At 40.5% G+C, this 12,674-nt stretch carries 9 protein-coding genes and 1 pseudogene; all 10 read left to right on the top strand.

Annotation, left to right across the window (positions count from 1 at the left end; all coding sequences use genetic code 11):
• Nucleotides 1–380: 380 nt before the first annotated feature.
• The 10 genes and pseudogenes from EJP82_RS11145 (at nucleotide 381) to EJP82_RS28380 (ending at nucleotide 12,672) form a co-directional block, all read left to right on the top strand.
• Nucleotides 381–1,736: an S-layer homology domain-containing protein gene (locus EJP82_RS11145; RefSeq protein WP_127192118.1), complete on the top strand. Its 1,356-nt coding sequence runs from the start codon at nucleotides 381–383 to the stop codon at nucleotides 1,734–1,736.
• A gap of 11 nt (nucleotides 1,737–1,747) precedes the next feature.
• On the top strand, nucleotides 1,748–5,053 hold the full coding sequence (locus EJP82_RS11140; protein ID WP_127192117.1) for a DUF5704 domain-containing protein: 3,306 nt from the start codon (nucleotides 1,748–1,750) through the stop codon (nucleotides 5,051–5,053).
• A gap of 2,175 nt (nucleotides 5,054–7,228) precedes the next feature.
• Nucleotides 7,229–7,519 (top strand): hypothetical protein, encoded by a 291-nt coding sequence (locus tag EJP82_RS11130; RefSeq protein ID WP_127192116.1) that lies wholly within the window; start codon nucleotides 7,229–7,231, stop codon nucleotides 7,517–7,519.
• 174 nt (nucleotides 7,520–7,693) lie between these two features.
• A complete protein-coding gene (locus tag EJP82_RS28390; RefSeq protein WP_246054048.1) occupies nucleotides 7,694–7,948 on the top strand; it encodes a hypothetical protein in 255 nt (84 codons plus the stop codon).
• A 5-nt stretch (nucleotides 7,949–7,953) separates the two neighbouring features.
• Nucleotides 7,954–8,157 (top strand): hypothetical protein, encoded by a 204-nt coding sequence (locus tag EJP82_RS28385; protein ID WP_246054047.1) that lies wholly within the window; start codon nucleotides 7,954–7,956, stop codon nucleotides 8,155–8,157.
• A complete protein-coding gene (locus tag EJP82_RS28645) occupies nucleotides 8,150–8,272 on the top strand; it encodes a hypothetical protein (RefSeq protein ID WP_281278190.1) in 123 nt (40 codons plus the stop codon). Before EJP82_RS28385 ends, EJP82_RS28645 begins: the two co-directional genes overlap by 8 nt.
• 4 nt (nucleotides 8,273–8,276) lie before the next feature.
• Nucleotides 8,277–8,477, top strand: coding sequence for a hypothetical protein (locus EJP82_RS11120; protein WP_127192115.1), 201 nt, complete (start codon nucleotides 8,277–8,279; stop codon nucleotides 8,475–8,477).
• 594 nt (nucleotides 8,478–9,071) lie between these two features.
• Nucleotides 9,072–9,485, top strand: a pseudogene (locus EJP82_RS11115) (hypothetical protein); the annotation flags it as partial.
• A 14-nt stretch (nucleotides 9,486–9,499) separates the two neighbouring features.
• Nucleotides 9,500–9,892: a hypothetical protein gene (locus EJP82_RS11110; protein ID WP_127192114.1), complete on the top strand. Its 393-nt coding sequence runs from the start codon at nucleotides 9,500–9,502 to the stop codon at nucleotides 9,890–9,892.
• 890 nt (nucleotides 9,893–10,782) lie between these two features.
• Nucleotides 10,783–12,672: a TNT domain-containing protein gene (locus EJP82_RS28380; RefSeq protein ID WP_127192113.1), complete on the top strand. Its 1,890-nt coding sequence runs from the start codon at nucleotides 10,783–10,785 to the stop codon at nucleotides 12,670–12,672.
• Nucleotides 12,673–12,674 lie beyond the last annotated feature (2 nt).

Here is a 12,674-nt window from a genome sequence, read left to right as displayed (position 1 = left end):
GAATAAGCAGGCTATTAGCACTATTATTGTGTAAACTCTGGTAATAGTCTTTTTTCCGAGGGTGAAGAATTTATCATAAATGCTGACTAACTCGATCTGGGATAAATACAGAGAGTTGAAGCAGGATCTTACTCAGTTTTTGGACAGGGTTCGTCCATTAATAATATCCGTATAATCTTCAGAAACTAGCTCCCTTATGGCGTACACGTCTGTAAAGGAGTTAGTTTCTTTGTAATTAGGAACAAAATTTTAAATATTACAAAATTCGACAACGAATGATGTGTAATAGTGATATATTAAGAGGATAGATTGTCATATTATGGTATGTGAGTAGCTAGATTTTTGCAATAGTAAATATAATTTATAACGGAGGGGTTTTAATGAGTAAACGAAAAATGATAACATTCATTGCTGCAATAATGGTCGTGACTAGCGTCCCAGGAAGCATATTCGCTGCGGAAGGTGAGAATTCAAGTACAGAAAGTGTGCAAGAAACTGTAACGGAGGTCAATGCTCCCTCCATTTTTACAGCTTTTAAAGATATTACGAATCATTGGGGTAAAGCAGATATCGTGAATGCGGCGACGAAAGGGTATGTTAACGGGTATGTAGACGGGACGTTTAAACCGAATCAAGACGTAAGTCGTGCAGAGTTTATCAAAATGGTTGTGAGCGCAATCGGTTTTGCATTAGAGCAACAACAAGGATCAGGACCTTGGTATAAGCCCTATATTGAAGCCGCTTTTATTAATGACGTTATTAAGGGGAGTGAGTATGGCGATTATAATGTGGCAATGACTCGCTTGGAGATGGCTAGGGCTGCCGTTCGAGCTGCTGGTCTGACGGCGACATCAGATGGGGAATACATGTTAATTGCAACGAAAAATGGCTTGATCCATGGGACAGGTAAAGGGAAATTAGATATACAGGCTACGACTACGCGTGCGCAGTCGGTGGTGATCATTGAGCGAATCTTAAAAGTCCGTGCAGGTGAGGTATTACCCGTAGATGAAGAAGCGATCAAAAATGCTGAAGATTTAGCCAATGCGAAGCTGGATCCATGGGGACGTGTAATTCGTACGACGAATCTACCAAAGAACGCACAAGATTTTTCATACATTCTTGCAGAAATTCCTAATGAAATGTATGAAATGCCATACGATGATTCTTTAGCATTCAGTGGAATTTATTCACTTAAAACAAGTAAAACAAGATTGACAGATGATTACATTAAGTATGACAAACTATTTATTGATAAGTCAGTCAAGAAAATCGAAGATTATTTCGATTTAATTCTAAATATCGATTATCAGACAATTGATTATTCTTGGGCTAATGAAGTGCAAGCTTTGCTCTCTAAAGATGGCACAAGTGATCTCGCTAGAAAAAATAGATTGAATAAGATGAAAAAATATGTGGATTGGGTGAAAAAAAATAAAATTGTTACGAAGGGGAGTGTAAAAGCGGAGCCAAGCATGCTGTATGAGTTTGGGGATATATACATGCGCAGCAGCTTTGAATTTACTATAGTATCAGCACCAAAAGCTGCATTCAATTGGGATGATCATTTGCTGGAGTGGAGTATATTTTATGACCAAACATGGAATATGAGTTTTATTAAAAATAAAGTAGGTGTGAAGTTTAAAGGGTATACGGATATTTCTCTTAGAAATGACGGCTACTATAGACTATGGAGTGATGGCGTAGATATTTCAGACCATTATAAGTTATTGTAGGTGTATTTGTGATGGTACGATTAAGCAAGCTATTAATACTACTATTTTCCATACTACTATGGATACAATCACCTCATATTACTAAAGCGAATGAATTAATCATGAATCCTGATCGTTCTATCAAATTTGAAACTATCGTAAAAGCTTCAGGAGGAGGATACAGATACAGAACCGTAGGATTCTACATCCATAAGGAACCTTCTCTAACTTTAAAACCTAATGAATTAACTAAAAAAGGTAAAATAATGATTGGTGATTACGATACAGAATGTGATGATGATCGTACTGGAACACAAATTAAATTTACGTGTACCTTTAAGGCATCGGATGTTGAGAATGCATTGGACCAGGCGCTACTCGGGGAAAATGTGTCTGGTGATAAAATTTATGCGAGTGCTATTTTTAAGATTTCAAATGCATCAGGGAATTTTTTAGATAGTAATACGAAATATTTCTATAACTATTCTCAAATTTTGAGTGCTTTACCGAACGGTATTAGGTGGCCAGATCAAGTGCAACAAGATTTGAAGGAATACTATAATCAGTATTTACCGATAATAGGTTCAGAGGCATATACGGTAGCGATTGAAAAAGGAAGAAAGTTTAATGGAAATTTATCCAGTGGTATTTTACAAGGTCCGACAAAGTTAATACCCAATGAGACGCAAAAAGTGCCTATGACAGACTTGTTTAAAATCGGCAAGCCATTCAATGCGACCTTTCAGGACAATCTAACAATCAATGGAACGCAGTATGAAATTGTTAGCTCGTACGTCACATCCAAAAATAAAAATTGGAGAAAAGAAGCCATTATTAGTTGGCCAAATCCCATAACAACCAATCGAAACCCAACGGTAGATGTTATGGACACCTATGTTGTAGCGGAGTATAAAAAGAAATTAGATGTTGATATTCCTGACCCTTCTGGAGAATGTACCGACCCTACTCCTCGTGGACGTGTCAATGGGCAGGACATGCTACCTTCATCGACAGGGTCGATTCTTGAAGATACACCTCACAATCCAAGAGACTTTGATGCCGTGCAAGGGATCCCATCTTCCGAATATCTAGTTGCAAGTACCGAAACGAAAAACTACTTGTTTGAAAACACATTCGTAGAGATGGTCGGTGAATGCAATTACAAGGTACCAGTCACACAGGAATACACCTTGAAGTGGGACGATGGTGGAGGTACGGGTTCAGACGGCACTCCGCTTCCGCCCAATCCTCAAACCGAAGACGGTTCATTTACCGCAGAAATGGAAGTCAAACGGGAGTATTCGTACTGGATGATTGAAAAATTAGGTGTTTATGGGATTGATCACGCTGAAATGAGTAATTATGCCCTTCCGGGTGGTACTGTGACGCTCTTTCCACAGAACTATTCATCTCCAAGCGTTGATGCAATGAATACATGGAAATATACTCCACCCGAAGTGAAGGAAGCAGAGAAGCCAATTAAAAAAGTTGTTGATGGCGGTAGAAGTAAACCCTCACCTCCGACCGCAGCAAACGTAAATTTACAGTCATACGCCGAAAAAGCCGTTGGCAAGGTTAAAGTGAATAACGATTCATTGACTTTTAATGGATCAGTTATTATGGACGGTAGTGAAAAGGAAGAAAAGGGCGCTACTCCTTCTACGATTCCACCACCAAACCTGATCCAAGTTCTTCGAGAGGACAACTTGCAAATCGAGTACTATAAAGCGAACCATGTCGGAGAGAGTAATGGAACGATTTATTATTCCCAATTGGTTTATGACTTTGATGGTGATGAGGATCAAGAATACCCAATTGAAAGGATTAATAGGGTAACGGTACACACGCCTGTCGTAAATTACGCGAAAGTACTTGACGACGATAATCGTCCCTTTGATCAGCGAATGGTAACGAATAGGAGTATCCCTGTGGTTATATTGGACCGAGAGTTTACCGTGAAACTAGACGAGTACGGGGAGCATTCTGACAAACCAGGGTACAAACACCCCTTTACGAAATACACCGAAGCTAAACGGGTGAGGTTTCCTTTTGGTGTGTTTGATGGAGCTCAATACATCGAGGAAAATACATGGATCTATATTGATGTAGGCACCGCAGAAAAAAAATTTAAGATGCCAACATGGATTGATGAAGACAAGTATACGATTGAGACGGAAGTGATCGCCATTAATGCGGAAATGACCGAGATTAATAAGGGGAATGGCTGTCAGACAGAGAAAAATTCAGATCTTGCCAACCATTGTGCCAAACGAACGATGGATGTGGACGTTGTCGGACGACTCTTTGGCTTCCGTATATGGGATATTGGAGATTTTCGCTATGAAGATGTGTTCCGCACGCAAAAAGGACAGGCCGCTCATGCCTCATTTTATTACGTATCAGGTGGTCGTAATGAGAATCGTGTGAACACCGATCTTTGGGATCAACCACAGAGGATGTTACCGGTAAGACCAGGCTCGCATCCGACCTATGCGATGAACGTCCCTCATAATGGCTATACGTATTTATTCGATTTCAAGACCATTGGAAACGTATGGAATGTGGGAGAGGGGATCGGGATTACCCCTACCTTCTGGTTCGTTCCTCAAAAAGGCGGTACAGCGCAACAAGTTAACTTATATTACGATGCATCTGGCGCATCGAATAAGATGATCCAAGTCGGATCTGATGTTGATAAGAAGATGTATAGTCGTGTCTATAAGCTAGCGGACCCCTTCCGAAATATCAATACGGCAGAGCTACAACGCTCAGCGGAGTATGAATACAACTTTATTTGGACGCCACTAGAAAGAGCGAAAACACCTTGGGTAAAATTCTATCAACAGTATCTAACCCGTCAACTTCAGATTAGTGATCAAGGATATAACAATGAAGTGTTAGGGTATCGATCTCGTACCATTATCGGACCGCAACCTCCTACTGGCTCGAACGTGACTCAAGAACGTGCGGAACGAAGTGTGCAACATTGGTACGGAGAATATAACTTGCCTGTAGCCCCGTATATTCTTCCTACAGGTACGTCAGTTCTAGATTTGGCCAAACAATACGGTGGTGCATTAACAGGAAAAGAAAAAGAGTTTATGAAAAATGGCTATATTATCGTGAATTTCAAAATCAATACGTTACGTGAGAAAAACGGAAAGATCACGGAATTACTTGGCTATCAAGGCGAAATTGCGAATATGTGGGAGATAGAGGGACAAGTGGAATCATCCAGTGATATATATGGTAACTCTTTTAAATACCAATGGGGTGACCACATCCTATTCGAATCCGATTATTCCGTACGTAATGATTATCAAGGTGCAGGACATTAATTGAATAAACACGAAAGATGTAATCCATCCCATCTAAGACAAGAGCTTCGAATATAGATTTCGAAGCTCTTTGACTACAACGAGAGTGATTCATCCGGNGATGAGTGGTTTCCTTGCCCAAATGGATGGGGAATTGTATTCCCGCGTGTCAGGACAAGCTCAGCTTGCGCAATCTCAGATCAATCGGCTAGCGGATGATTCGGAGCAATTGAAAAATTTCGTCCGACTGGCTATCACCAAAATCCAAGGAGCAGAGCTACAAAATGTGGCGGATGCGATAGCGCTGATGAAAGGGAGCGCGAGGGTAGAGTCATGGGGAAACCCACCCCAAGAGAAAGCTCTTCCCATGATCGGGCGGGATACGTGGAACAGCTGGGGCAGCTTTTCTACGCAGCTATTGAAGGGTTCGTCCAAATGGTATACAACAACGGCGATCCCGCCCTTTTTGTTCGGTACCTTCCGCGGTCTTACGTTGCAACTGGAAAGAACGACATTAATCGATCGCATGCTAAAGTATAAAGGGGATGCAGAGATTGCCGCCTTGCTGGAGATGATGCAGCATGGTTCGATACAAGAGCAGATGGAAGCCGAGCAGAAATTAGACAAGATCAGTGATACACTAATCGAAGTGGGACGAAACCAAGCCGCCTATGAGATATATAGGCAGTTTGGACAAACCTCCTATATGGAATTCGCACATGCGGAGGCGGAGAAAGCAAGGGCCTTGTTGTCTGAGCTTGGAGTCAGCAAAACCTTCTATGATGAGAATGTAAAACTAACATCTGAATACACCGGAACGTCGTTATCTGCCTGTCTGTACAACCCCTTGAAGCATGATTATTCGATCCTACCCACAGACGATCGACTTCTCACGATGATCCGACTTAGCATGGGAGATAGGGAATACAGGGAATGGGCGAAGGAGAACTACGATGATTTTGTAATAGAAATTCGAGAAGAAGATAGATTAGAAAAAGAGAATAGTCATCCTAAGAAGCTACCTGACGGAACGGATATTACCACCAATAATAGTCGCAACGAAACAACGCTTGACTATTTCCTCAAACATGTGATGAAAGATCCGGATAACGTGGATATCTTGCGCAATCCTGATCTGGAATATCAGGATTGGTTGAATAAGACTTACGGCGAGACCGAAAGTGATCTTATTGAGGCAATAGAGGGGATTGGCCTTGGGATATCTGAAGGAGTTATAAGTTTGGTTGATGGAGTTGTTGAGGCTGTAAAGCATCCTATTGATACCGTTATCTCTGTAGGACTTATGGCTGGAAATTCACCCCAAGCAAAGGAATTTCAACGACAAGTAATAATCAATACATCGGCACAGATTGCAAATTCCTATATTCGAGATGTAACCAATGGTGGCACTAAATCCCGATTCAAATTTTTCTCGCGAGGTACATTTGAAGTTGTATCAGCTATAGGCGGCCCCAAAGGTTTAAAACAAATGTTAGGTGTAATGAAAGTAACAAAAGCGGTTAAAGTAACTGCTGAAGTGGCGGAAGTGGCTAAAGTGGCCGAAGCAGTCGAAACAGTGACTTCGGTAGCTGAAAAGGTGAAGAAGTTTAAATATCCAGCTTCAGTGTCGCGGTTACCAGAATCATTTGCGAGTAAATTACCCTTACAGATGGTTAAGACTCCAGAGGGTTTCAAGATGATAGTACCCAATACGGGGAAGATGGAATTTGGCCCTTCGAAACCGCCTACTATACATGATGGACCGAGTGTTGCTAAGGTAGAAGGGAAGATTGAGGGGACGGGACAAGGTCTAGAACTATACCGTCGAACAGCCAACGTTGGTGAGTTTAGTCATTTGGAAGTTCCTATGCAATTAAGAGAAGTTAAGCGCTTAGCTGAACAGGCAGGTGTGGGATTAGATGGTGTGAAGATAAAAATAATTAGGGATCCTGAAATGCTAGATGTTCCTTTCGCAGGCTGGGCTAATCCAAACGGTAAGGAAATTCAGTTATATCCTAATGCGTTTATTAATGAAGAACAATTAATTAAAACTTTAGCACACGAGAGGACGCATATTTTTCAAGTTAGGATCTATGGGCATGCTGCAGATGATTCGATGTTACGCTTATTCGAAGATGGAGCATACGGCATTGAAGATACTTTTTGGGATTATTTTAAGAAGAAAGGAAACTGAACATGGTTAATCCTAAATTTAAACAATGGTTGAAGTTATCAGCAGTAGTTCAAGAGACCGTTCCTGATGTCCCCAAGATTAACTGTCCAAGTTGCTCCAGTTCAAATATTAGTTTTGAATATATTGGAGATAGTGAAAAGAGGCAGGGGTATTTTTTAATATGGTGCAATAATTGTTTGGAAGGAATTAACATTTCAAGGATTCAAATTCCTGAAACAGCAAATGTAATCCCATTTAAAGGACCAGATGAACAAATAGCACACATACCAAATTTCACAAAGATTACTCCGTAACATATTCTTTGAGACGGGTTTACAATTCCAACAACAAGATCGTACAATACAACCAACAAACCAAACACTAAATAATTTAAACACTTGATAAACTTTCAAAGCTCTTTCCAACTTGTTTTATGAGTAGGAATGAGCTTTTTTGCGTGCAGAAAATAAACGAAGGAGCTGAATGACATGGCAAAACAAGTACAGATAGTAGAGGAAAAGGTAGGCTTAATTGCACAGGCACCAGGCACAAGCAGATTACGTGGAAATAGTAGAGGAAGTAAGGGGGTACTGTCAGAAGGCACGAGAGTTACGGCAACAGGCAGAGGAGTTAAGACGATCTGGCAGTACCGACCCTCAAATAGCCACAGAAATAAGCAAGCTACTGGAACAGGCCAGATCAGAAGGACGGACACCCAAGGCTGGAAATTCTACGCCGCATAGATAGCTTGGAAAGAGAAGCATCTGGATTACGTGAGACTGTACAGTACAACGAAAAAGTGTTAGCCCGTCAACAGATAGAACTGGAAGAAACAGGAAGAGAAGCTGTACTAGTGGTACAACGAGAAAAGGATCAAATACAGGAAATTGAACAGCTATTGGAGTCACAACGAACAAAGCTGACAGAACTGGTGGGGAACAGAATTGAGTAAGAAGTTGATAAAAAGATTTGAATCACTAGAAGAGATTATTGAGTCGGCAAACGAGATTGGAATCATTGAAATTGTAGATGACGAGGACATTATTGAATTGGTGATGGAGGAATAGACGAATGGAACAACTAAGTCCTGAAGCATTGGAAGCACGCCGTCAGTACGAAAGAGAGTACAGACGGAAATGGCGGCAAAAACCTGAAAACAAGAAGAAGCAAAAAGAGTATGAACGTAGATACTGGGAACGTAAGGCACAGCAATCCAAGATGCCTTGTTGTCAGAGCTCGGAGTCAGCAAAACCTTCTATGATGCGAATGTAAAACTAACATCTAAGTTTGGTTGATGGAGTTGTTGAGGCTGTAAAGCATCCTATTGATACAGTTATCTCTGTAGGACTTATGGCTGGAAATTCACCCCAAGTAAAGGAATTTCAACGACAAGTAATAATCAATACATCGGCACAGATTGCAAAATCCTATATTCGAGATGTAACCAATGGTGGCACCAAGTCCCGATTCAAATTTTTCTCGCGAGGAGTATTTGAAGTTGTATCAGCTATAGACGGCCCCAAAGGTTTAAAACAAATGTTAGGTGTAATGAAAGTAACAAAAGCGGTTAAAGTAACTGCTGAAGTAGCGGAAGTGGCAAAAGTGGCTGAAGCAGTCGAAGCAGTGACTTCGGTAGCTGAAAAGGTGAAGAAGTTTAAATATCCAGCTTCAGTGTCGCGGTTACCAGAATCTTTTGCGAGTAGATTACCCTTACAAATGGTTAAGACTCCTGAAGGCTTCAAGATGATAGTACCCAATACGGGGAAGATGGAATTTGGCCCTTCGAAACCGCCTACTATACATGATGGACCGAGTGTTGCTAAGGTAGAAGGGGATATTGAGGGGACGGGAGATGTTAGACCTGTCCAAATAATTGAAAACAGATATCCAAATGAGATTCAGCAAGGAAAGAGTTTTGAATATGTTTTGGAGAATGGTCAAGTTAAGATTCGAGATGGAATTAAAGAGGTTGACTTCGTCATAGATGTAAATGATAACTTAAAGGTTGGACGAGGACATTCTTATTTAACTAATGGAGCTGATGTTCAAGCTGCTGGAAAACTAAAAGTCGATGCAAATGGAAATATTAGAAGGATAACAAATGAATCAGGACACTATACTCCAACAGCTGAGCAAGCTAAAAACTATGAGCAAATATTTAATAATGCTGGAATAAAGACAGAAAACGCTTGGTTAGAAATATATCAATTAGAACTAACGAGCAACGGTTATGTTGATTTAGGGAAATTAAAGAAAGTACAGTCAACTAAATTGAAATAAAGGGAGGAGATATTATGACAACTCAAATGAATGAAGAAATTTTTTCAACAAATTTATATAAAGCAGTTGATAAGATAAAGAAGGCTAGGAACATTTCGAGCGATATAGTTAAATTTGTTATAGAGCCTGTCGAGGAACATGGGAAAATGTTAGATGGTGGCGATGAAATGATGAAACGTCTTGTGTTATCTAAAGAGAATATTGGTGGTAAAAAACTATTGTTAGAAGATGTTGTTGGGGTTTTAGGTGGGCTTTTTCCGAAAGCTCCCATATGGATTAATGTATCTTTTATGGAGATGGAAGGAGATACCGCCATATTTAAATTGGAAACTAGTTCACGTTTTAGAAAACCAACATTATTAAGGAATGCTGAAACAGGTCATGCCCCTTTTAACGCCATTGTATAAGATTTTTGTGTAAACTCTTTATAGAGACTCAATGGGGCTACCCAGTGCCGAATGAACCCATCATTAAGCCAATAACACATATAACCCATGTAATACCCGTATAAAGATTTCGTCATTACGGTTGTACGCACATCAAATGCTTTAATTTTATACCCTAAATGACGCTATTCCGATACATCTAGCAGGTCAATTATGGTCAGATACCACCATGATTGACCTGTTTTTTGTTACCTTTGTTATCTGCGGTTTTTTCAAAATTACTCGCACCTGTAAAATACCATATAACGATAGTGATACTGAGAAAGAAAAAAATCGCACCTTTCAAGATGTATAGAACGACAACTATATTAAAGGTGTTATAAATAGTACTTTATCTGCAACCGAACTGACTCTTACAACGATGATTACGGTGCAGGAAAGAAATTTGGTAACGTGCCAGTTAACATATAAAGTTAAGGCAACGTTTTAAGCTAGCTGCTTTGTCCTTTAATATAGTGCGAAATGTATAGTAGATAGTTTCTTAGATAGTAGGAATAAATTTTTATATAATACAAATTTCGACAACAGGAAATGTGGAAAAGTGATATATTAACAAGATAATATGTAATATTATGGTACTTGAAACATTTAATAAAGAAAATGTACACGGTTATGTAGATCATACGTTTTAACCAAATCAAGCCGTAATTCGTGCAGAGTTTATCAAATCGATGATAAAGAATACATAAAAGTAATGACGCGTTTAAGGATTGGCGAAGGCAGACGTCCGAACTGCAATAAACGCGAAAGATGTAATCCATCCCACCTAAGACAAAGAGCTTCGAATAAAGATTCGGAGCTCTTTGGCCACAGGCGAGAGTGATTCATCTTAGCAAGAAGGGAGTAAACAGGTGGCTCAGAAATCGATGTTTCAAGAGGGCCGGATGGGGAAATTACAGAAGGATTTGCAAGAAATATCTGACGATACGAATCATTTGCGTACAAAGATGAGTGGTTTCCTTGCCCAAATGGATGGGGAATTGTATTCCCGCGTGTCAGGTCAAGCTCAGCTTGCGCAATCTCAGATCAATCACCTGGCGGATGACTCGGAGCAATTGAGCAATTTCATCAGACTCGCCATCACCAAAATCCAAGGAGCAGAGCTACAAAATGTGGCGGATGCGATAGCGCTGATGAAAGGGAGCGCGAGGGTAGAGTCTTGGGGAAGCCCACCACAAGAGAACGGGCTTCCCATGATACAACGGGATAGGTGGAGTCAATGGGGCAGCTTTTCTAATCAGCTATTAAAAGATTCACCCAAATGGTATACAACAACGCCGATCCCGCCCTTTTTGTTCGGTACCTTCCGCGGTCTTACGTTGCAACTGGAAAGAACGACATTAATCGATCGCATGCTAAAGTATAAAGGGGATGCTGAGATTGCTGCCTTGCTGGAGATGATGCAGCATGGTTCGATACAAGCGCAGATGGAAGCCGGGCAGAAATTAGACAAGATCAGTGATACGCTAATCGAAGTGGGACGAAGTCAAGCCGCCTATGAGATATATAGGCAGTTTGGACAAACCTCGTATATGGAAGTCGCACATGCGGAGGCGGAGAAAGCAAGGGCCTTGTTGTCTGAGCTCGGAGTCAGCAAAACCTTCTATGATGCGAATGTAAAATTAACATCAGAATATACCGGAACGCCATTATCTGCCTGCCAGTACAACCCATTAAAGCAGGATTATTCGATCATGCCAACAGATGATCAACTTCTCACGATGATTCGACTTAGCATGGGAGATAGGGAATATAGGGCATGGGCGATGGAGAACTACGATGCAATAGCAATCGAAATTGCAATTGCTAAGGTGGACTGGACGGCAGTGGTTGAGGGGATGGGGAATAGCAACTGGGAAAGTCAACCGGCAAAAAAAGATTTTATAGACAAGTATTTGGTAGATCCACTTATAGAATTTGTCACTGGTGAAAAGCCCGGTATAAAAACTCAGGGCCAACAAGTGCTAGAAGCTCAATTAATTACAATGCAAATGGAGATGCAAATGGAATTAACTGAGCTTTCGGCCGATTTTCAGGCTGCTATGCGTGGTGCAGCAAGTGCTGATAGGATAGCTGAACTAACATCGATCGGAACACCTGAAATTAATAATGGTAACAATAAATTTGGAAAAGTTGGACAGGTTCAAAAAATGCAAAGCAGTGTTGGGGGGACGGTAAATTCAGACACTTTTGCAGATCTTATGAGTCCGGCAGATACCAAACGTTATAATCAATTTTGGGATTATGCAGAGAATGGATTAAGTGTAGAAGATAGAGTAAGGATAAGTGACTGGAGTTATCCTCCAGATGGTAAACTATATAATAAGTATCAGTCAGTTTATACTGAACCCAAATATTATGATCAAAAAACTGGTAATATAAATTGGCCGGGAGAAAATGGTGATCCTAACATTAATGGTTTTCTGCTGGGAATATCAGAGGATATGACTCTAAAAAAGGGCATGTTAATTGATAGATATGGTTCTCCAGTAGGGAACTTCTTTTCACCAGAAGGTATCCCATATGAACAAAGGGCGCTTGCTCCACATAGCGACTATGCAGACTATTATGTGTATAAAATAGTACAGGATTTTGAAGTCGAAGGTGGTATTATTGCACCATGGTTTGATAGACCAGGTGGAGGGTTACAGTACATTAAGTATAAGCCTGATGGAGATAAATATTCTTTAGAGGAACTGGTTGATCTTGGTTACCTAATAAAAGTTCCCGTTAAAAAGTGAGG

Source organism: Paenibacillus anaericanus, from assembly GCF_003994475.1.
Taxonomy (GTDB): Bacteria; Bacillota; Bacilli; order Paenibacillales; family Paenibacillaceae; genus Fontibacillus; species Fontibacillus anaericanus.
The sequence above is the reverse complement of the archived record's forward strand: the minus strand, read 5'-3'. Positions and strand labels throughout refer to the sequence as shown.

Bases quoted from the DNA above. Each gene is read 5' to 3' on its own strand.
- EJP82_RS11145 (WP_127192118.1), top strand. From the start codon at position 381: ATGAGTAAACGAAAAATGATAACATTCATTGCTGCAATAATGGTCGTG.
- EJP82_RS11140 (WP_127192117.1), top strand. From the start codon at position 1,748: ATGGTACGATTAAGCAAGCTATTAATACTACTATTTTCCATACTACTA.
- EJP82_RS11130 (WP_127192116.1), top strand. From the start codon at position 7,229: ATGGTTAATCCTAAATTTAAACAATGGTTGAAGTTATCAGCAGTAGTT.
- EJP82_RS28390 (WP_246054048.1), top strand. From the start codon at position 7,694: ATGGCAAAACAAGTACAGATAGTAGAGGAAAAGGTAGGCTTAATTGCA.
- EJP82_RS11120 (WP_127192115.1), top strand. From the start codon at position 8,277: ATGGAACAACTAAGTCCTGAAGCATTGGAAGCACGCCGTCAGTACGAA.
- EJP82_RS11110 (WP_127192114.1), top strand. From the start codon at position 9,500: ATGACAACTCAAATGAATGAAGAAATTTTTTCAACAAATTTATATAAA.